16 protein-coding genes are annotated in these 20467 nt (G+C 68.3%); 10 read left to right on the forward strand and 6 right to left on the reverse strand.

Annotation, left to right across the window (positions count from 1 at the left end; genetic code table 11):
- Positions 1–137 precede the first annotated feature (137 nt).
- Complete coding sequence (locus AB0J91_RS26825; protein WP_363874097.1) at positions 138–812, reverse strand: TetR/AcrR family transcriptional regulator; 675 nt, start codon at positions 810–812, stop codon at positions 138–140.
- 276 nt (positions 813–1088) lie between these two features.
- On the opposite strand from AB0J91_RS26825, the gene AB0J91_RS26830 reads away from it, so the two are divergent.
- The 6 genes from AB0J91_RS26830 (at position 1089) to AB0J91_RS26855 (ending at position 7682) form a co-directional block, all read left to right on the forward strand.
- Positions 1089–1883, forward strand: coding sequence for an enoyl-CoA hydratase-related protein (locus AB0J91_RS26830; RefSeq protein WP_363874100.1), 795 nt, complete (start codon positions 1089–1091; stop codon positions 1881–1883).
- A 38-nt stretch (positions 1884–1921) separates the two neighbouring features.
- A complete protein-coding gene (locus AB0J91_RS26835) occupies positions 1922–3070 on the forward strand; it encodes an acyl-CoA dehydrogenase family protein (protein ID WP_363874103.1) in 1149 nt (382 codons plus the stop codon).
- 69 nt (positions 3071–3139) lie between these two features.
- Positions 3140–3886: a 3-oxoacyl-ACP reductase family protein gene (locus AB0J91_RS26840; protein ID WP_363874106.1), complete on the forward strand. Its 747-nt coding sequence runs from the start codon at positions 3140–3142 to the stop codon at positions 3884–3886.
- Between the two features lie 75 nt (positions 3887–3961).
- Positions 3962–5167 (forward strand): acyl-CoA dehydrogenase family protein, encoded by a 1206-nt coding sequence (locus AB0J91_RS26845; RefSeq protein ID WP_363874109.1) that lies wholly within the window; start codon positions 3962–3964, stop codon positions 5165–5167.
- A 9-nt stretch (positions 5168–5176) separates the two neighbouring features.
- Positions 5177–5953: an enoyl-CoA hydratase-related protein gene (locus AB0J91_RS26850; protein ID WP_363874112.1), complete on the forward strand. Its 777-nt coding sequence runs from the start codon at positions 5177–5179 to the stop codon at positions 5951–5953.
- 49 nt (positions 5954–6002) lie between these two features.
- A complete protein-coding gene (locus tag AB0J91_RS26855) occupies positions 6003–7682 on the forward strand; it encodes an AMP-binding protein (protein WP_363874115.1) in 1680 nt (559 codons plus the stop codon).
- Positions 7683–7714: 32 nt separating this feature from the next.
- On the opposite strand, the gene AB0J91_RS26860 is transcribed toward AB0J91_RS26855, so the two are convergent.
- Positions 7715–8158, reverse strand: a complete 444-nt coding sequence (locus AB0J91_RS26860; protein ID WP_363874118.1) for a hypothetical protein — start codon at positions 8156–8158, stop codon at positions 7715–7717.
- 497 nt (positions 8159–8655) lie between these two features.
- Positions 8656–10977, reverse strand: a complete 2322-nt coding sequence (locus AB0J91_RS26865; protein ID WP_363874121.1) for a LuxR C-terminal-related transcriptional regulator — start codon at positions 10975–10977, stop codon at positions 8656–8658.
- A gap of 549 nt (positions 10978–11526) precedes the next feature.
- Between AB0J91_RS26865 and AB0J91_RS26870 the strand changes: the two genes are divergently transcribed.
- The 4 genes from AB0J91_RS26870 (at position 11527) to AB0J91_RS26885 (ending at position 17004) form a co-directional block, all read left to right on the forward strand.
- Entirely contained in the window at positions 11527–12924 is a 1398-nt protein-coding gene (locus tag AB0J91_RS26870; protein WP_363874124.1) for a family 2B encapsulin nanocompartment shell protein, read from the forward strand.
- Positions 12921–13985 carry a family 2 encapsulin nanocompartment cargo protein terpene cyclase gene (locus AB0J91_RS26875; protein WP_363874127.1) on the forward strand — a complete coding sequence of 355 codons (1065 nt, stop codon included), beginning with the start codon at positions 12921–12923 and terminating at the stop codon, positions 13983–13985. The genes AB0J91_RS26870 and AB0J91_RS26875 overlap by 4 nt, the downstream gene beginning before the upstream one ends.
- Positions 13986–14003: 18 nt before the next feature.
- Positions 14004–14849 carry a geranyl diphosphate 2-C-methyltransferase gene (locus AB0J91_RS26880; RefSeq protein ID WP_363874130.1) on the forward strand — a complete coding sequence of 282 codons (846 nt, stop codon included), beginning with the start codon at positions 14004–14006 and terminating at the stop codon, positions 14847–14849.
- Between the two features lie 268 nt (positions 14850–15117).
- Positions 15118–17004: an ABC transporter ATP-binding protein gene (locus tag AB0J91_RS26885; protein ID WP_363874133.1), complete on the forward strand. Its 1887-nt coding sequence runs from the start codon at positions 15118–15120 to the stop codon at positions 17002–17004.
- A gap of 24 nt (positions 17005–17028) precedes the next feature.
- On the opposite strand, the gene AB0J91_RS26890 is transcribed toward AB0J91_RS26885, so the two are convergent.
- The 3 genes from AB0J91_RS26890 to AB0J91_RS26900 form a co-directional block, all read right to left on the reverse strand.
- Positions 17029–17922 carry a carbohydrate ABC transporter permease gene (locus AB0J91_RS26890; RefSeq protein ID WP_363874136.1) on the reverse strand — a complete coding sequence of 298 codons (894 nt, stop codon included), beginning with the start codon at positions 17920–17922 and terminating at the stop codon, positions 17029–17031.
- A gap of 32 nt (positions 17923–17954) precedes the next feature.
- Entirely contained in the window at positions 17955–18893 is a 939-nt protein-coding gene (locus tag AB0J91_RS26895) for a sugar ABC transporter permease (protein ID WP_363874139.1), read from the reverse strand.
- Positions 18894–19029: 136 nt separating this feature from the next.
- On the reverse strand, positions 19030–20412 hold the full coding sequence (locus tag AB0J91_RS26900) for an ABC transporter substrate-binding protein (RefSeq protein WP_363874142.1): 1383 nt from the start codon (positions 20410–20412) through the stop codon (positions 19030–19032).
- Positions 20413–20467 lie beyond the last annotated feature (55 nt).

Genomic DNA, 20467 nt, shown 5'->3' on the forward strand with positions numbered 1-20467 from the left:
GCGGTGGGGCGACTCGATGCGGAGTGAAAGTCGCCGGTGCCGGGCCTGTTCCTGCCAACGCTGCTGACCGGCGCTGAGAAGCGCCAGCGGAATGATCTTGGATCAGGTGGGGATGGCTTGCGGACGGATCGGTTGCGTTAGCCCGTCGCGAGCAGGTGTTCGTACCGGCTCCGGCATTCCGGCTCGAGGAGTGCGCTGAGCAGCAGTGCTGTTTGCTTCGTGACGTAGTCCTCGAACTGCATCGTTCGTTCGAGGTGCCAGTGCTTCAGTGCCCAGCCGTGGGCCATGAGGAGGAAGTCGTGGGCTGCGAGCTCGACGTCCACGTCGACGAGCCGGCCGGAGTCCACACCGCTTCGAATCGAGTTGCGCAGCGGCTCGCTGGTGTCGATCTCCATCTGCTTGATCTTGTTGCGGCCTTCGGGACTGAGGGTTCCGCTCTCGCGGTAGGTCAGCACCGCGGCGTGCCGGTGCTCGTCGATCACTTCGCAGTGCGCCCGGAACGCGGCTGCGATGCGTTCCACCGGATCGTCACCGGCGGCTTCGATCGCCGCGGGCACTTGGGTGGCGAAGGCGTTGAGGACGTTGACGATCACGGCGAGCAGCAGTTCGTCCTTGTTGCCGAAGTAGCGGTAGATCAGCCCGACGCTGACCGAGGCCTCGTCGGCGAGCGCTTGCATCGAGACCCCGTGGAAGCCGTCCCGCTCCATCAGCCGGGCGGCGGCCGTGAGCAACTGCCGGGTGCGCCACTCCGCGCGGACCGCGCGAGCGGCCTCGTTGGGGTCTTGCGGCTCCGACCGGGCTGTCGTGGTCACGTCGGTCTCCCTGCGCTTCGGTGAACGTCCGTTCATTCTCGATGGCTCCATGTTCACAGATGCCCCGCTCGCCACCGCTGGGGGCTGCAGCGCGCCTCACGAGTCGCTCCGAGGTCGGCGCGGTTCGTGAGCCCTCCCTTGACATCATGCCAGAAAATGAACCACTATTCATCGCAAGTGAACCTACGTTCATTCCGCGTGAATAGACGTTCGATCCGGCCTCGCTGGCTGTTCCGTCGCAGGTCAGCGAGCAGTGTGGGTGAGGAGAGCGCGACCATGGGCAGCTACGAGGACATCCAGTACGCGGTCGAAGGCTCGGCCGCCGTGGTGACGATCAACCGGCCGGAGCGCTACAACGCCTTCCGGGGGAAGACGGTCGAGGAGCTGATCGCCGCGTTTCGCGCGGCGTGGGCCGACTCGCGGGTGCGCGTCGTGATCCTCACGGGCACCGGGGAGAAGGCGTTCTGCACCGGCGGGGACGTCAAGCAGCGCGCCGAGACCGGGGACTACGGGCCCACCGAGAGCGGCCTGTTCGAGATCGGCTACCTGCACAAGCTCATCCGCGACATCCCGAAGCCGGTCATCGCCGCCGTCAACGGCGTGGCGATCGGCGGCGGGCACGTGCTGCACGTGCTGTGCGATCTCTCGATCGCAGCGGAGACCGCCAAGTTCGGTCAGGCCGGGCCTCGGGTGGGTTCGTTCGACGCGGGTTTCGGGTCGGCGTTCCTGGCGCGGGTCGTGGGGGAGAAGCGGGCACGCGAGATCTGGTTCCTGTGCCGCCAGTACGACGCCGCGACGGCCGAGCGCTGGGGCCTGGTGAACGCGGTCGTGCCGGGCGCGGATCTGTTGGACGAGGCCAAGCGGTGGGCCGAGGAGATCGCGGTGCTGAGCCCGACCGCCATCAAGTTCCTCAAGCAGTCCTTCAACGCCGACACCGATCACCAGGCCGGTCTGAGCAACCTGGCGATGTCCGCGCTCAGCGTCTTCGGCGAGACGGATGAGGCGCAGGAGGGCGCGTCGGCGTTCGCCGAGAAGCGCACGCCCGACTTCACCAAGCACGCCACGGTCTGAGACCCGTGATCACCTCGACCACGAGCGGGAGTGCGGCGATGGATTTCACGCTGTCCACGGACCAGCGGCGGTACCGAGACGAGGCGCGCCGCTACGCGGAGCAACGCCTCGCCCCCTCGTACCGGGCGCGTGAGGAGAAGGGCTTCGTCGAGCCGGAAGTGCGGCGGGAGATGGGGGAACTGGGGCTCATCGCTCCAGAGCTCCCGGCGTCGCTCGGCGGCCGGGACTGCGACCGGGTCACGACCGGAATCCTCGCCGAGGAGATCGCTCGCGGCGACTTCTCCGTGTCCTACCTGCAGATCGTCGGTTCACTGGTGGGTCAGATCCTGGCCGGCAACGCCGAGTCGGAGATCGCAGCCGAGTGGGTGCCCAAGATCTGCAGCGGTGAGGAGATCGTCGGCATCGGGCTGACCGAACCCCACGCCGGATCCGACGCCGGGATGCCGCGCTTGCGGGGGCGCCGGGACGGGGACGACTACGTCCTCAGCGGAATCAAGTCGCTGTCGTTCTGCAACGAGGCCGCGGCCGTCGTGGTCTTCGCGCGGACCGGTGATCAGGAGGCGCGTGGCAAGGGCATCAGCGCCTTCCTGGTTCCGCTGCACCTGGACGGCGTCACGCGCGAACCGTATCCGGACATGGGCACCAAGGCCGTCGGACGCGGTGCCGTGCACCTGGACGAGGTTCGGATTCCCGCGAACCACCTGCTGGGAGCGGAAGGCGAGGGCTTCACTCAGGTGATGCAGGGCTTCGACTTCAGCCGTGCCCTCATCGGTCTGCAGTGCGTGGGGATCGCGCAGATCACAGTGGACGAGACCTGGCGCCACGTCAGCGAGCGAGAGGCATTCGACAAGCCCTTGAGCAAGTTCCAGGGCGTCTCGTTCCCGCTGGCCGAGGCCGAAACACTGCTGTCGGCCGCCAGACTGCTGTGCCACCAGACGCTTTCGCTGAAGGACCGGGGGTTGTCGCACACCGCGCAGGCCGCGATGTGCAAGTGGTGGGCTCCGAAGACGGCGTTCGACGTCATCCAGAACTGCCTGCTGCTGCACGGCCAGTACGGCTACCGCACCGATCTGCCCGTCGAGCAACGTCTCCGGGACGTGCTGGGGCTGCAGATCGGGGACGGTACCGCCCAGATCATGAAACTCATCATCGCCAGGGAGAAGCTCGGGCGCGCCAAGGCGCCGTGAGCCACCCACCGCTGCAACCGCATCGACAACCCGCACCGGCCTCAGCCGGTGAGCGTGGAAGGAACGCAAATGGGACGACTGGACAGCCAGATCGCAGTGGTGACCGGCGCGGGCCGGGGAATCGGTCGCGCGATCGCTGAGAAGCTCGCCGAGGAGGGTGCGACCGTCGTCGTCTCCGACATCGACGAGACCACTGCGGCTTCTACCGCTGCGGCGATCGGCGGCAAGGCGATCGGGCTGCGCGCCGACGTGACCTCCAAGGAGTCCGTCGAGGCCATGGTCGGTCAGGTGCGCAGCCAGTTCGGGCAGGTCGACGTTCTGGTCAACAACGCCGGCTGGGACAAGGCCGGACCGTTCATCGACAGCGACGAGGCCGACTGGGAGCGAGTCGTTGCGATCAACCTGTTCGGGATGCTCCACACGACCAAGGCCGTGTTGCCGTTGATGGTCGAGCGGGGCAGGGGTGCCATCGTCAACCTGGGCTCCGACGCCGGGCGCGTGGGTTCCTCCGGCGAGGCGGTCTACTCGGCCGCCAAGGGCGGCGTGATCGCCTTCACCAAGACGATCGCGCGCGAGATGGCCCGCGACCAGATCAACGTCAACTGCGTGTGCCCCGGCCCGACCGACACCGAGCTGTTCGCCTCCATCGGTGGAGACAGCCCGAAGCTGCGCGAGGCGCTGACCAAGGCCATCCCGCTCCGCCGCCTCGGAGATCCGCAGGACCTCGCCAACGCGGTGGCGTTCCTCGCCTCCGACGAGGCCGAGTACATCACCGGCCAGACCGTCAGCGTCAGCGGCGGCCTGACGATGAGCTGAGACCCGCGTTGGCGAAACGAGCTCGGCCAACAGGTTTCCGCGCTGTTCGAGGCACCTCGATCTAGGAGAACGGACATGACAACTGCGACCCCAGCGGCAACGGGTGCGCACAGCGCTACGGGCAGCCTGGCCGACGACTACCTCGACCTGGACTCCTTGCTCTCCGCCGACGAGATCGCACTGCGCGACCGGGTGCGGGCGTTCGTCGGCTCGGAGATCGCACCGCACATCGCCGAGTGGTACGAGTCGGCGACCTTCCCCCGGGAGATCACCACGAAGTTGGGGAACCTCGGCGTGCTCGGCATGCACCTGGAAGGCCACGGCTGCGCGGGCCGCAGCGCGGTCGAGTACGGGCTCGCGTGCATGGAGCTCGAGGCCGGGGACTCCGGGCTGCGGACCTTCGTCAGCGTGCAGGGCTCGCTGGCGATGAGCGCGATCCACACGTTCGGCTCCGAGGAGCAGAAGCAGCTGTGGCTTCCGGGCATGGCCGCCGGAGAGCTCATCGGCTGCTTCGGACTGACCGAGCCCTCCGCGGGCAGCGACCCGTCGAGCATGCGGACCACGGCCCGCCGAGAAGGTTCGGACTGGGTGCTCTCCGGGCAGAAGCGCTGGATCGGACTCGCGTCGATCGCCGACGTCGCCGTCGTCTGGTGCCAGACCGACGACGGCGTTCGCGGGTTCCTGGTGCCGACGGATTCACCGGGTTTCACCGCGACGCCGATCGAACCGAAGCTGTCCATGCGGGTCTCCATCCAGTGCGACGTCGAGCTGGACGACGTGCGCCTGCCGGCAGAGGCGGTGCTTCCCGGAGCAGTCGGGCTCAGAGGACCGTTCTCGTGCCTGAACGAGGCGCGCTACGGGATCATCTGGGGAGCGATGGGCGCCGCTCGTGACAGCTACGAGGCCGCCCTGACCTACGCGGTGGGCCGGGCGCAGTTCGACCAGCCGATCGCGGGCTTCCAGACCACCCAGCACAAGCTCGTCGACATGGTGCTGGAGATCCAGAAGGGCACCTTGGTGGCCTTGCGGATCGGGCGGATGAAGGACGCCGGAACGCTGAAACCGCCGCAGATCTCCTTCGGCAAGCTCAACAACGTCCGCGAGGCGATCGCGATCGCGCGAGAGGCCCGGACCATCCTCGGCGGCAACGGGATCACCCTCGAGCACTCACCGCTGCGCCACGCGAACAACCTGGAGAGCGTGATGACCTACGAGGGCACCGGCGAGATTCACTCCCTGATCATGGGACAGGCCATCACCGGCCTGCCGGCGTTTCGGTAGGAGCGACTGATGAGTTACCAGACACTGCGCACCGAGATCGCCGATGGCGTCGCGGTCGTCACGATCAACCGCCCGGAGGTGCGCAACGCGGTCAGCCGCCAGGTTCAGAACGACCTGAGGGCAGCGCTGGCGGCGTTCAAGCAGGACGACGGGGTGGGCGTCGTCGTCATCACCGGCGCCGGTGACCGGGCGTTCGTCGCAGGCGCCGACATCGCGGAGCTCAAGCACTACACCAAGCACACCGGGCTCGCCTCCGAGATGCAGCGGCTCCACGACGAGGTCGAGGCCTTCGACAAGCCCACGATCGCCGCGGTCAACGGCTACGCCCTCGGTGGCGGATGCGAACTCGCGATGGCCTGCGACATCCGCATCGCCGCCACCAACGCGCAGTTCGGCCTGCCCGAGACGAACCTGTCGGTCCTGCCCGGTGCCGGCGGTACGCAACGCCTGGCGCGGCTGGTCGGCACCGGCCGCGCGAGCGAGATGATCCTCACCGGCCGCCGGATCGATGCCGAGCAGGCACGCGAGATCGGTCTCGTCACCTCGGTCGTCCCGCCGGTTGACCTGATGGCGACCGCGCGCGCGACCGCGGCGCAGATCCTGAACAAGGGTCCGCTGGCCGTGCGCTTGGCGAAACTGGTGATCCGCTCCGGCACGGACGCCGACCAGCGCACCGGCATGGTCATCGAGCGCTTGGCGCAGGCCCTGCTCTACACCAGCGAGGACAAGCTCGAAGGTGCGAGCGCCTTCCTGGACAAGCGCACGCCCGCGTTCAAGGGGAACTAGCCGGCCCATGACAGCCCCGAGTTTCACCCTCAACGAGGAGGACTGAAGCATGAACACCTACGATCCTGCGGCGTACAAGCGGTTCTTCGAGCACGAGTTCACCTACCTCGCCGGTTTTCGGCGCAACACGCACCGCTTCGCCGATCGGGTGGCGATCCACTGCCCGCGAACCGGCGCTCCCTGGACCTACGAGGAGTTGGGGACCCGCGTGGACCAGCTGGCCGCCGGGCTGGCCGCAGCGGGCGTGCGACCCGGGGACGTGGTCGTCTACCAGCTCTACAACGGCCCGGAGTTCGCACAGCTCTACCTGGCCACCCAGGCCTGCGGCGCGGTGGGATCTCCGATCAACTTCCGCCTCTCACCGGGCGAAACCGCGTTCATCCTGGACGACAGCCGCACACGCGCCTACGTGTACGACGCTGCGCTGGCAGAGGTCGCGCGGGGAGCCCTGGAACGCGCGCAGCATCGTCCGGAGCTCATCGTCGAAGTGGGTGATGGCGAAGCGCCGTCCGCGCACCACGGTGCCTCGGCGGTGCGGTTCGAAGACCTCCTCGCCGCACCGGGGACGCAGCCTCCGGTCGTCTCGCGCACGGTCTACGAGGAGACGACGCGCTTGTACACCTCGGGCACGACCGGCATGCCCAAGGGCGTGCCGCTCAACAGCGTGGTCGAGATCTTCAGCGCGCACGACGTGATCATGCACTTCCTCCTGACCCCGGAGGACCGCGTGCTGAACATGACTCCGTGGTTCCACCGCGGCGGCCTGTACGCGGGCGGGCCGAACCCGGCCTTCTACCTGGGCGCGCAGGTCGTGCCGATGCGGACGTTCGACCCGGCGCTGTGCCTCGACCACGTCGAGCGGTTCGGTCTGACCTTCCTCGTCGGCGCACCGACCAACCTGGCGATGCTGACGCAGGTCCAGTCGGAGCGGCCGAGAGATCTGTCCACGCTGCGCGGCATCGTCACGATGGGTGCACCGCTGGAGCGCGAGGCGGCCCTGCACTACCAGGAGGTCCTCTGCCCGCGGATCTTCAACGGGTACGGCACCACCGAGGCGTTCTGGAACAGCTTCCTGCGCCCGGCCGATCTGCCAGAGCACGCGGGCAGCGCCGGTCGTGCCTGCACCGATGACGACGTGGCCGTGGTCAAGGTTCTCGACGATCGGCTGGCGACTCCCGACGAGACGGTGGCCAAGGACGGCTCGGAGGTCGGCGAGGTGATCGTCCGGTCGCCGAAGTGCGGTTACGCCTACGCCAACGCCCCTGAGCAGGAAGCCGCGAAGTTCCACCACGGTTGGCTCTACATCGGTGACCTGGCCACGTGGGACTCCGAGGAGTACGTGACGATCGTCGGACGCAAGGACGACATGATCGTCTCCGGCGGGGAGAACGTGCACCCCGTGCAGGTGGAGGAAGTCCTCAACGAGCACCCGGACGTCGAGGACTCGATGGTCGTCGGAATTCCGCACGAGCGGTGGGGCCGTCTCGTGGTCGCCTACGTGGTGCCTGCCAGCGGCGAGCTGGGCGTCGCCGACTGCGAGCGGCATTGTCGCCAGCACCCCATGCTCGCCGGGTACAAACGCCCCCGTGCCTACCGGTTCGTCGACTCGCTGCCGATGACCGCCACGGGCAAGAAGGTGCACTACAAAGCCCGGCAGCAGGCCGCTGATGAGTACGCGCAGGGCCTGTTCGAGAGCACCGAACCCACCTGTGCGCCCCATGCCGGCTGACGAGCGCCCTGGAACCAGTCGGGGCCGCGGTGTCAGCCGGCGGTGGTCTTCGCTTTGCGGCGGTTCTCGAGGGCGGCGGCCAGGCTCGCTCGGCAGGTGCGGAGGATCTGCCGTGTCGCCGGCGTGGCCGGGCTCAGGCCGCAGCGCGTGCAGTCCACGGAGACGTCGCCCGTCAGCTCGTCCACCGCGACGGTTGCTTCGGCCTCGCACGGGCGGCACCAGCGGTGCCCGGTGACGGCGATGACGTGCGTCGGGGAGCTGATGCACTCGTGCGCCCACCGGCGGTGCACGTGGCAGCTGATGCGTTCGAGGCCGGAGAGCTCCTCGCGGTCCTCGGCGACGTCCTCCCTGATGAGAACGTCGGCCAGACGACGGTCGCGGAGATGCGCGTAGCGTTCGCCGAACCGCAGGATCTCAGCGGGTGCGGGTCGATCCGCACGGGGGCGTTGGTGCTGTCCGTTCTTCTGCAAGAGCATCGGGGTGCCTAGGTCGGACGTTCTGGGACTTGTCCAGGGTCCAAGGTCCCGGTCGCGGAGACATCCGTGGCACTGCGTAGTTGGCTGCGTATCCCGGGGTGGGGGGGTGCGCGGCCTGCCGAGATCGAGGGCGAACTACGTAGGAAACTCGGTAGTTCTGCCCTGTTCGAGCGAGCGTCCGCGGGGGACTTTGGAGGGCATCAGACCCGCCCTCGGCATCACGTGAGAAAGCTCGACCATGTCTTCGCCTCGAAACACAAGTCATGCGCCGCAACAGACATCCCATGTGTATCGCAACCCGTGCACCGGCAACTGGATCTGCGACTCCGTGGGCACCCGCGCCCGGCCTGGGCCCGACCGCGCTCGCACCGTCTGCCGGACCCACCTCGAGGCGGTCCGCGTAGCGGTGGGCATGGCTGCCGTGCCCCGGCTGCCCGCGGATGCCCGAGTCCCGGACCTCGACGACGTTCACCCCGCGAGGCGTGAGGACGTCCGGCTCACCGGGATTGAGCCGGACGGGAATCAGGGCTGAGATCCGCGCGGACGTAGGTGGCGATCTGCGCCCGCGACGTAAAGCCCAGCTTGCTCAGGATGTTCTCGACGTGCGCCTCGGCGGTGCGCGGTGAGATGATCAGGTGCTCGGCGATCTCCCGGTTCGACAGTCCCTCCGCCACGAGTTGTGCGACCTGCCCTTCCCTGCGGGTCAGCGGTGAGGAATCGGCCCTGCGGGTCTGTCGAGGTGTCCCGAGCGCGTAGTCGACGGTGGCGTCCGGTGAGAGGTGGGTGCCCGCGGTGTGCTCCGCTTCGAACTGCGCATCGCCCAGCGCCGCTCGCAGGGTGGCGGTGTAGTTCTCGTGGGCCTCCAGGTAGGTGACGAAGCCGAACATGGGCTGGCCGATCGGTAGCCAGAGCTCCCGGTTCGCGCCCATGAGCCGGGCTGCGCGCCGGTGCTGGCCGGATTCCGCCAGCATCCAGGCCAGCACCTCCACGCAGCAGGGGATGCCGAGCCAGTCGCCGAGGTCTCGCTTGATCTCGATGGCCTCGCGCAGCGCCGCCGTGGCGAGGATCTCGTCTGAACGGGTCCAGCCGATGAGCCCCAGCACCCACAGCGCCCACGTCGCCGCCCAGCTTTCGCCGATGTCCCGGCTGAGCCGGCGGCATTCCTCGGCGATCCGTTCGGCCTCCTGGCTGTCGCCCTCGATCAGGCGCAGCCAGCCGTGGGCGGCCAACCCGATCAGCGACTCCGAGTCCGCAGCTCCGAGCGACCGATAGGTCGCTTGGGCACCGGACAGCAGCGTCTCCGCGTCGTCGAGGTGGTAGCCGAGCAGCTCGTTGACGCCGAGGAACTGCTCGGCTCGGGCGAGCGTCACCTGATCGCCGAGTCGCCTGGCGGCGTCGACGCACTCGGTCAAGATCGTCGTGGAACCGATCGGTTCGCCCTGGACCTGGCGGACCCATCCCGCCACCCAGAGCGCCCTGGCCCGCAGCGGCGTGTCGGCGCGGAGCGCGGCGAGAGCCTTGTCGATCCACTCCCGGCCCTCGCGGCTGGCGCCCATGACCCAGAGGTGGCGCAGGTCCACCGTCGTCCGCACCGCCACGGACGGGTCCGCGTCGTTGTCGAAGCCGAAGCGGAGCGCCTCCCGGAAGTTGACCTGCTCGCGCCGCAGCATCGAGGCCCACTCCCGCTGCCGCGGTCCCGACCAGTCCTGGCAGGCGCGAGTGGCCAGGTCGGCGAAGTGGTGCATGTGCCGCCGGCCCACGTCGAGCTCGGCGTCGCTGCCGTGGAGGAGCTCCCGGCCGAACTGCCTGATGGTCTCCAGCATGTGGTAGCGGGCTCCGGTGCTGTGGGTCTGGCGGAGCACGACCGATTTGCTCACCAGGCCCGTCACCGCGTCGGTGGCCTCCTGCGCGGTCAAGGAGTCGTGCCCGATGACGGCGAGGGCCGCGTCGAGGTCGAATCCTCCTGGGAAGATCGACAGCCGCGCCCACGCGGTCTGCTCGGCGGGCGAGCACAGCGCGTAGCTCCACTCCACCGCAGCGCGCAGGGTCTGCTGGCGGGCCGGTGCGCCCCGGATCACGGTGGACAGCGCCTGGAACCGGTCTTCGAGGCGGTCCAGGATCTCGGTGACGCCCATCGCCTGGAGCCGCACCGCAGCGAGCTCGATGGCCAGCGGCATCCCCTCGAGCCGGGCGCACAACCTGGCTACGACCTCGCGGTTCTCGGCATCGAGGGTGAACCCGGGTACCGCGGCGGCCGCCCGTTGGACGAACAGCTCGACCGCCTCGTACTTGAGGGGGTTGCGGTCCGCGCGACCTTCGTCGTTGGTGAAGCTGAGCGGGGGAACGGGGACGACGTGCTCCCCGGGGACGTGCAGCGCTTCGCGGCTGGTCGCGATGATGCGCACCCCGGGCGCCGCGCGCAGCACGGCGGCGATCAGGTTCCCGCACGCGTCGAGCAGGTGCTCGCAGTTGTCGATGACCAAGAGCAGGTTCTTGTCCTGCAGGTGCTCGACCAGCACCTCCTCGGCGGACTCCGCCGACCGGTCCGGGACGCCGAGGGCGTCGATGATGGCGTGATCGGTCAGGGCCGGATCGCTGAGCTCGGCGAGCTCGACGAGCCAGACGCCGTCCGCGAAAGCCCGGTGCGCTGTCTCGGCGACGCGAATGGCCAACCGGGTCTTGCCCATCCCACCGGGGCCGAGCAGCGTCACCAGCCGGGCGGACCCGAGCAGCGTTCGAACCTCACCGACCATCGCCCGTCGGCCGACGAAGCTGGTGACGGTCTCCGAGCCGGGGAGGTTGCCCAGACGCCGGGTCATGTCACCACCAGCTCACGGTCAGCTCGATTCGCAGTGACGCGCATCACTGCTGCCCAAGTGTAGACCTCGACCGCGGCCGGCTCGGGCGCCGCGCCCCGGCTCAGCAGGCCGAGGGCACGTGGTCGAGGGCTGAACCAGCACGCGTCGGCGATGTGGGTCGGTGCGCGCGCTGCGCGAGACCGGTTCGGGATGGTCGGCCGGAATTCTCCCGAACATCATCGCTTTCGGCTTCGCCGCAGAATGCGCGGTCGCACGGATGAACCGATCGGCAAACGATGTGGACGCCACGAATGGCCGTCACACAATTATCTGTACAGGCGCGAAAATCGTTGCCATAGACTCGGTCCCGGCCAGATCGGTACCGGAAACCCGTGGGCGAAAACGTCGTTTCCACACAATTGAATTCACATATCGTGAACCGCGTTCATCTGCTGCGCAACAAATTCTGAATTCGCGGCGACCACATCGACAACCCCTTTCCGCGGCGCCGAGAACTCTTCGGGCGCCCGACGGCTGCACAGTCGAGTTCACCGACGAAAGGTTCGTGACGTGACTGCACCCCCTGACGTTCCATTCTCATCGCTGCAGACCGAGGCGGCGCGTCTGCTGGCGACCACGACCAAGACGCCTCCGCAGATGCAGAACATCAGCTCTCGGCATCTGCTCAACCAGCTTCCGTGGGAGACCGTCGAAGCCGGGACGTACCGGGTGAACCGGCGCCTGCAGCACAAGATCGGCCGCGGTCGCGTGGCGTTCGTCCAGGAAGGAACCGACGTCCGCGTCGTTCCGGAAACGCTCGCCGAACTGCCCGCGCTGCGCGGCTATTCCGACGTCGACGTGCTGACGCGGCTCGCCAGGTTGTTCACGCCTCGGACGGTCGATCCCGGCGAAGTCCTCGCGGCGGAGGGAGACCCCGTCCGGGAGGTGTTCATCGTCGCGCACGGCCGGATCGAGCGGCTCGCGACAGGTGAGTACGGGACCGTCGACAAACTCGGTGTGATCACCGATGGCGCGCAGGTCGGTGACGAAGCGGTCGGAGTCGACGAGCCGACCTGGTCGGCCACGCTGCGCTGCGCGACCTCGGGCACGGTCCTGGTTCTGAACTGGAACGCCTTCGAAGAACTGCGCGACAACGCGGAGAGCCTGCGCACGCACCTGGCGGCGTTCGCACGACGGCGGGACCTCCCGCAGAACCGCAAGGGCGAGGCCGAGGTCGCCCTCTCCGCGGGCCACGCGGGCGAGGTCGGCCTGCCCGGGAGCTACGTCGACTACGAGTTGACCCCCCGGGAGTACGGACTGTCGTTGACGCAGACGGTCCTGCAGGTCCACACGCGGGTCGCCGATCTGTACAACCAGCCGATGAACCAGACCGAGGAGCAGATCCGGCTCGCCATCGAGGAGATCCGCGAGACTCAGGAGCACGAGCTGGTGCACAACCAGGATTTCGGGCTGCTGCACAACACGGCCTTCGACCAGCGGATCTCCACCCGCGGCGGGCCGCCCACGCCGGACGACATGGACGATCTGCTGTCCATGCGGCGATCCACGGATGCGTTCTTCGCGCACCCCAAGGCGATCACGGCGTTCCTGCGGGAGTGCAACCGCCGCGGGCTGGTGGTCGACGCCACCGAGCTCAGCGACGGTTCGAAAGCCCTCACCTGGCGCGGTGTGCCGGTGTACCCGCTGGGCAAGATCGGCGTCACCGAGCACAACACGTCGACGATCATCGCGATGCGGCGTGGTGCGGGCCGGCAGGGTGTCGTGGGGCTGCGGCCCGGAGAGCTGCCCGACCAGGTGCAGCCGGGGTTGAACGTGCGGTTCATGGGCATCACCGAGCAGGCCATCGTGCGCTACCTGGTCACCGCCTACTACAGCGTCGCCCCGCTGGTCCCGGATGCGGTCGGCCTGCTGGAGCACGTGGAGATCGGACGGGAGGAGCCCCTGTGATCGAGCTCGTCCAGCACGACACACCGGTGCCCTCCCGGCAGCAGCACACCGACGGGGTGTGGGGCACCAGCGCGTGCACGCCTTCCGGCACGCAGCGGAGAACGACGCCGTTGTACTGCCCGCCGACGCCGCCCGAACGGCCGGAGCTGGCCGCGGAGCTCAACCGCAGGGTCATCGTCTGGATGAACGAGATGGGCCTCGGCACCGAGGAGAACGTCGCCGGCGTCTACGACCACGATCCCGGGCGCGGCATCACGCTGTGCCACCCGGGCGGCGACGACGTCGAGCGGATGACCGCGGCGACCAAGATGATCATCGCCGAGACCGTGGTGGACGACTACTTCTGCGAGACCAACAGCCGCCGCGCCGCCGACGACCAGCAGATCGGGCCGAACCTCTCGCTGGCCCAGTCCGCGATCGACGCCCCGTGCCTGACCGGCACCTACCAGGCGTTGTGGGAGAAGCACCGGAACGACGACCCGGTGCTGCGAGCGCAGCACGACGCGTTCAACGACCTCAAGAGGTTCAGCACGCCCGCCCAGGCGCGACGCACCACGCACGACATCGCCCAGCTCTACCTCGGCTACAACGCGGAGAACGGCTGGCGCTTGATCAACCGGCTGCCCCCGGTCTGGCAGTACCTCGCCAACCGGCAGATGAACTCGTTCCGGCCGTGCCTCGCGCTCACCGACATGCTCGACGGCTACGAAATACCGCCGGAGCTCTACGCCCACCCACTGGTGCAGGACTGCACCGCTCGCGCTTCGCTGATCGCCACGCTGCACAACGATCTGGCCTCCTGCGAGCGGGAGATCCGCGGCCCCGGGCTGCCGTTCAACCTCCCCGCCGCGATCCAGGCCGAGGAGCACATCCCGCTCGACGAAGCGTTCATCAAGTCCTGCGAGGTCCACAACGAGCTGATCCAGGAACTCGAAACCGACACCGAACGCACCACCGCGGCCCTTCCGGATCCGGCGGTGGCCCGCTACCTGACCGGCCTGTGGGCGTGGATCGCCGGATGCAGGCACTGGCACTTCACGACCGCACGCCACGCCGCGTAACAAGGGAGGACTCGGACGATGAGCACGAACACCTCTGTCGCCAGCCACTACCAGGGCAGTGTCGCGGACTACTGGAACAAGGAGGCCAACCCGGTCAACATCGAGCTCGGCGAGGTCGACGGCTACTTCCACCACCACTACGGCATCGGTGAGCCGGACTGGTCGGTCGTGGAGGGCGATCCGGACACCGCACGGGAACGAACCACCCGGGAACTGCACCGCTTGGAGACCCAGCAGGCCGTGTTCCTGCTCGACCACCTCGGCGCGGTGCAACCGGATCAGCGGATCATGGACGCCGGGTGCGGCCGCGGCGGTTCCTGCTTCATGGCGCACGACCGGTTCGGCTGCCAGGTCGACGGCATCTCGATCTCCCGCAAGCAGGTCGAGTTCGCCAACGAGCAGGCGAAGGAACGCGAGGTCGAGGGCAAGGTCGCGTTCCACCTGAAGAACATGCTCGGCACCGGCTTCGAATCCGGCTGCATGCAGGCGATCTGGAACAACGAGTCCACGATGTACGTGGACCTGCACGACCTGTTCGCCGAGCACTCCCGGCTGCTGGCGCGCGGTGGCCGCTACGTGACGATCACCGGCTGCTACAACGACGTCTACGGCCTGCCCTCGCGCGCCGTGTCCACCATCAACGCCCACTACATCTGCGACATCCACCCGCGCTCCAACTACTTCCGCGCCATGTCCGCGAACAGGTTGGTGCCCACGGAGGTGGTCGACATGACCGAGATGACGCTGCCCTACTGGCGCCTGCGGGCGAAGTCCCCGCTGGCGACCGGCATCGAGCAGACCTTCATCGACGCCTACACCTCCGGCAGCTTCCAGTACCTGCTCATCGCCGCCGACCGGGTGTGAGACGACGTTGAGGGCACCTCAGCGGTCCTCTGGCTCCGGAAGCCACAGGCGTTGTGGCTGTCCTGGCCAGAGGACCGCTGAGAGGCTCCTCGCCCGCAGGGTGTTCGGAGTGCAGGTGTGCGGCGTGGTCGGCGGTGCGTCGAGCCCGGGTTGAGGAAACGTGCGGAGTTGCATGCTGGGGAGCAGGAACGGGCACCGACGCACGTCCGGGTCGGCGGACGGTGCGCTGATCGGTGTTGAGGACTTGGAGCCGCCGAGGTGGGCGGAGGTGGATCAGAAGGTCGCGGGCGCGAGCTTGTGGCAGACGGTCCGCGAGCTGCCGATGGCGGCGAGGCTGGTGGTCGGGCTGTCGTTTCGGGCTTCGCCCGGCCGGACGGTGCTGGCCGGTGTGGTCCAGTTGGCTTCGGGCTGCGCTTCGGCGTTCGGCCTGTTCGCCACGGCCGGGGTGCTGACGCAACTGCTGACGGCCGGACCCACGCCGGAGCGGGTGGTCGCGTCGCTGCCGGCGATCGCCGCTGTGGTGGCGGCTTTCGCCTTGCGCGGCTTGTTGGACAGCGCGGTGTCGGCGGTGCAAGGGGTGCTGATGCCGCTCGTGCGTCGTGCGGCCCAGGATCGGCTCAATTCCGAGGTCGCCGAGGTGGAGCTGCTGGCGTGGGAGGACTCCGACTTCCAGGAACTGGCCCGGCAGGGCGGCTATCAAGGTGTTCAGGCCGTGGAGTCGAGCGTGCGCAGCATCGCTTCGATCTCCTCGGCGCTGGTGTCGCTGGCGGCCGCGCTGATCACGGCGGCGCTGCTCGATCCCTGGTTGTTGCCTGCGCTGCTGGTGCCCACGGTGGCCGAAGCGTGGGCGTCGATGCGCGCGGCGAAGCAGGGCTACGTGAACTTCCTGAGCCTGGTGACCCGCCGGCTGCGGCTGCACGTCGTGGAGAACTTGCTGGTCGCACGCGATGTGGGCACGGAACGCGCCGCGCTGAACCTGCAGGAGCCGCTGCTGACCGAACACCGCCGCATCGCCGATCAGGTCACCGAGGAGGCGATCCGCGCCGAACATCGGCAGACCTGGACGCGGTTGATCGGACGCACCTTGGCCGGCACCGGCACCGGCCTGGCCTACTGCGTGCTCGGCGCGCTGCTCTACACCGGCGCGATGCCACTGGCCATCGCCGGAGCCGCCGTCATCGCGATGCGGGCCGCGGCGAGCTCGCTGTCGACCACGATGGTGTCGGTCAACCGCCTCTACGAGCACTCGTTCTACCTGCGGTTCTACACCCAACTGCTCGCCGAGTCGGCGCGACGCCACAGGCCCGCGGCCGGGGTGCGCGCTCCCCGCAACCCGGAGACCATTCGGCTGGAGAACGTCTCGTTCACCTATCCCGACGCCGACGAACCCGCGCTGGTCGACATCGACCTGACCTTCCACCGCGGCGAGGTCGTGGCGCTGGTCGGGGAGAACGGATCCGGCAAGACCACGCTGGGAAAGCTCATCACCGGGCTGTATCCACCGACCGAGGGCAGAGTGCTGTGGGACGAGGTGGATCTGGCCACCGCGGACGCCCGAAGCGTGTACGAGCAGATCGCCCTGATCGACCAGGACCCCGCGCGGTGGCCCATGACCGCCGACACCAACATCCGCATCGGAAACCTCGCGGCCCCGCAGCCCTACGGCGCCACCTGGGAGACCGCCCTGCGCGAGTCCGGCGCCGATGAAGTCCTCGCCAAGCTCCCGCAAGGGCCGGGCACGGTCCTGTCGCGGCAGTTCCGCGGAGGCCATGAGCTCTCCGGCGGATCGTGGCAACGACTCAGCGTCGGGCGCGGGATCTTCCGCGAACACGCGGCGGTGCTGATCGCCGACGAACCCACCGCCGCGCTCGACGCGAAGGCCGAAGCCCGGGTGTTCGCCGGCTTGCAGCGCGCGACCAAGGGATCCCTGGACGACGCCCATCGCACCACGGTCCTCGTCACGCACAGGCTGGCCAACATCCGGCGCGCACACCGCATCGTCGTCATGGAATCAGGACGCGTCGCCGAGACCGGAACCCACGAAGAACTGATGCGAGCCAACGGCCTGTACCGAGAACTGTTCACCATCCAGGCCCGCGCCTACGAAACCGAGCAAGCGTGCCACGAGTGCAGCGCGGCGCCACGCCAACGGTAAGACGATGGCGCTGTTGTGCACGGGTCATTTCAGGCCGGAACGGATGAAGGCGTTGACGATGTGGCGTTGGAGGACGAGGTAGAGGGCGAACACCGGTAGGCATGCCAGTCCGGCTGTTGCCATGAGGGGACCCCAGTCGTTGCCTTCGGTGCCCATGAAGCTGCGGATGCCGAGTTGGACCATGGCGTTGCTGCGTTGGAGCACCAGGGCGGGCCAGAAGTACTCGTTCCAGGCCTGCACGAACAGCAGGATGCCCAGTGCCGCTAGCGCTGGACGCAGGTTGGGCACGACGACGGTCCACAGCGTTGCCCAGGACGACCGTCCGTCGATCTTTGCTGCGTCGAGCAGCTCCTTGGGGAAGCTGCGCATGTGCTGGCGGAGCATGAGGACGCTCAGTGCAGAGCACAGGGACGGCAGGATCACGCCTGCGATGGTGTTGAGCACGCCGAGCTGGAGCAGCAGCAGGTAGTTGGGCAGCATCGACACCTGGAACGGCACCAGCCAGGTGCCGACGAACAGCAGGTACAGCACCTGCTTGCCGCGGAACTCCCAGACCGCGAAGGCGTAGGCGGCGAACAGGCCGGTGAGCAGTTGGCCGATCGCGGTCACCAGTGCCACCACGAGGGTGTTGGCCAGCATGGGCCCGATGGGAATCGTGGTCCAGGCGTAGACGTAGTTGTCCACCGACAGCGGCCAGGGCAGCGGTGACAGCGAGAGCACGTCGCCGGGCGCGCGGAGCGAGGTCGCGTACATCCAGTAGATGGGAAGCACGCACAGCAGGCCCAGCACGCCCAGGATGACGTGCCCCAAGATGGCCCGCGATCGGCTTCGGGTCCCGACGGGGAGATCGGACTCCGCATGTTGCTCGACGGCCGCGATGTCGCTCGTCGCATCGCGTTCCAGCGTGGAGGTGGTCATGAGATCGGTCGCCTGCTTTCGCACTTCAGCGATCAGTCGTCGTGGTGGCTGATGCGGTCGGACAGCCAGACGAGGAACAGCGCGACGACGCCGAAGGTCGCGAAGAAGATCACGCCCGCTGCCGCGCCGAGACCGGCCTGGTGGCTGTGGAAGCCGTAGTCCCACAGCAGGTAGTAGAGGTGCGTGGTCGCTGCTGCGGGACCGCCCTGGGTCAGGGTGTCGATCAGCGGGAACGTCCACTGCGCTCCGAGGAGCACCGTCATGAGCACGAGGAAGACCAGCGTCGGTGACAGCAGCGGCAAGGTGATCCAGCGGGTGGCCTGCCAGCGGGTGGCGCCGTCGAGCTGGGCTGCGGCCGAGTAGTCGTCGTTGATGCCGGACAGGCCCGCCGACACCAGCAGAACGGCGAACCCGAGCAGGTGCCAGCCGGTGATGCCGATGATCGAGATCTGCGCCGGGACGCTCTCGTACAACCAGTTGACGTCCACACCCAGGAACCGGTTCACCGCACCGGATCCCGGATCGAGAAGCCACTGCCACACCGCCGCGCTGGCAACCGGTGCGACCAGCATGGGTGTGAAGATCAGCGCGCGGTACAGCTCCCGGGCGCGTCCGCTGACCTGGCGGGTCGCCAGCGCCACGACGACCGGGATCACCACGGTGAACGGCAGCAGTCCGGCGATGACCGCGAGGGTGTACCCCACGGCGTTTCCCAGCTCGGGTGCCGCGAGGAGCTGCTCGTAGTTGTCGGTGCCTGCCGGCACCATGGGGGACGTGGGCAGCAGGTTCCACGAGTAGAAGGACAGCTGCGCGGTTTGCACCAGCGGCCGGTAGGTCCAGATGACCAGCAGCGCGAGTCCCGGCGCCAGGTAGAGGTAGGGAGGTGCTGCCCGCAGGATTCGCCTGAGCGGCGAAGCCCGGTGCGCGGTCGGCGGCGCGGTCCGCGCGGGTGCGGGTACTTCGACGAACACGGGTTCACTCCGCTTCGGAGAGGTGGGTGTGGATCATGCTCGGGAGCTCGGCTTCGTCGTCCCCGGTGAGCAGCAGGGCCGGCGCCCCTGCCCCGGAGGCCGCCACTGCGGACAGGGCGGCCTCCAGGAACGTTTTTCAGCCCTTCGGAAGCAGAGCTGCCGCCTGGTCCTGCTCTGCCCGCAGCGTGGCCTGCGGATCGGCGCCCTGGTAGACGCTCTTCTCCACGGCGGCCATCATCCCGTCGCGAATCTGCTGGTAGTTCACTCCGGGCATGGAGGTCCAGGGCTCCAGGCGGGCCAGCTGCTCGACGTTGGGCTGCATCAGCGGGTTCTGCTCCGCCCAGGACTTCAGCCCGTCCGGGTCGTCGAGGAGCCCGGTGCGCAGCGGTAGGTAGCCGATCTTGCTGGAGATCATCTCGTAGGCGTCCGCGCTGGTGAGGAACTTGATCAGCTCCCAGGACGCGCGCTGCTTGGCCGGGTCGTCGGACAGCACGAACAGCGACGCCCCCGAGTTGGTCGGCACCGTGGCCTTGCCGTCGAAAGCCGGCATCGGGGCGGCGCGCAGGTCCCACTTGCCCTTCGCGGCCTTCTCGAAGTTGCCCTGCAGGGAACTGGATTCGAGGATCATGCCCATCTCACCGCGCCCGAAGCCCTCGTAGGCCTGCCGCTGGCCGAGAACCGGTGTCGCGCCGGACTTCACCATCTGCTGCGCCATCGTCACGACCTCGGCGGCGGGCTGCTCGGCGAAGGTGAGCGTCTTGCGGTCCTCGGACAGGACTCGCCCGCCGTTGGAGCGCACCATGGCCTGGTAGCACCAGTCCTTGCTGGTCTCGGTGAGGCAGTCGGAGTACGCGCCGTTCTTGCCGGTGGCCGCCTTGATGGCCAGCGCCGCCTTCTCGACATCGGACCAGGTCGCGGGGGGCTTCGCCGGGTCGAGCCCGGCCTGCTGGAACAGCGAGGCGTTGTAGTACAGCACCGGCGTGGAGAACACGAACGGCACGCCGTAGGTCTTGCCGTTCCAGTCGCCGAGGTCACGCGCGGACTCGTGGAACGGGTGACGGGGGCCGTCGAAGTTGGCCTGCACGGCCTCGCGTCCCACCAGGTCGTCCAGCGGCTTGGCGCGGAGCTGGTTGATGGTGAAGTCGAGCTCGCTGAAACCGAGCTGCGCGACGTCAGGCGCGTGTCCGGCCATCATCTGGTTCTGGACGCTGGAAACGGTGTCCGACACCGGGTTCGGGCTGTTGCCCTGCGGTTTCTGCGCGGTCACCTTGATGTTCGGGTGCTGCCGCTGGAACTCGTCGATCAGCGCGTTGAACGTGTCCGTCCACGCACCGGCCTGACCGAAGTTGTAGCTCTCGAACACGATCTGGACCTGCTGGTCAGGTCGCAGCTCGGGTACCGGGGCGGAGGAGGTGGGCTGGGTTTCGGTGCTGCCGAGCCCGCCGATTCCGCATGCCGAAGTGGTCAGTGCGAGCACGGCGACGGCGGCGAGGCCGCTGAGCGTGCGTCTTGCCCTCATGTGGTTCTCCTGTCGGTGGAACGGTTTACCCGCTGCTCCGTGCCGGGAGCGGGGT

It is taken from the genome of Saccharopolyspora sp. NPDC049357 (assembly GCF_040677225.1).
GTDB lineage: Bacteria > Actinomycetota > Actinomycetes > Mycobacteriales > Pseudonocardiaceae > Saccharopolyspora.

What these genes read in the sequence shown, in the direction of transcription:
- AB0J91_RS26830 (WP_363874100.1), top strand. Translation starts at nt 1,089, where the DNA reads ATGGGCAGCTACGAGGACATCCAGTACGCGGTCGAAGGCTCGGCCGCC.
- AB0J91_RS26835 (WP_363874103.1), top strand. Translation starts at nt 1,922, where the DNA reads ATGGATTTCACGCTGTCCACGGACCAGCGGCGGTACCGAGACGAGGCG.
- AB0J91_RS26840 (WP_363874106.1), top strand. Translation starts at nt 3,140, where the DNA reads ATGGGACGACTGGACAGCCAGATCGCAGTGGTGACCGGCGCGGGCCGG.
- AB0J91_RS26845 (WP_363874109.1), top strand. Translation starts at nt 3,962, where the DNA reads ATGACAACTGCGACCCCAGCGGCAACGGGTGCGCACAGCGCTACGGGC.
- AB0J91_RS26850 (WP_363874112.1), top strand. Translation starts at nt 5,177, where the DNA reads ATGAGTTACCAGACACTGCGCACCGAGATCGCCGATGGCGTCGCGGTC.
- AB0J91_RS26855 (WP_363874115.1), top strand. Translation starts at nt 6,003, where the DNA reads ATGAACACCTACGATCCTGCGGCGTACAAGCGGTTCTTCGAGCACGAG.
- AB0J91_RS26860 (WP_363874118.1), bottom strand. Translation starts at nt 8,158, where the DNA reads ATGCTCTTGCAGAAGAACGGACAGCACCAACGCCCCCGTGCGGATCGA.
- AB0J91_RS26865 (WP_363874121.1), bottom strand. Translation starts at nt 10,977, where the DNA reads ATGACCCGGCGTCTGGGCAACCTCCCCGGCTCGGAGACCGTCACCAGC.
- AB0J91_RS26880 (WP_363874130.1), top strand. Translation starts at nt 14,004, where the DNA reads ATGAGCACGAACACCTCTGTCGCCAGCCACTACCAGGGCAGTGTCGCG.
- AB0J91_RS26890 (WP_363874136.1), bottom strand. Translation starts at nt 17,922, where the DNA reads ATGACCACCTCCACGCTGGAACGCGATGCGACGAGCGACATCGCGGCC.
- AB0J91_RS26900 (WP_363874142.1), bottom strand. Translation starts at nt 20,412, where the DNA reads ATGAGGGCAAGACGCACGCTCAGCGGCCTCGCCGCCGTCGCCGTGCTC.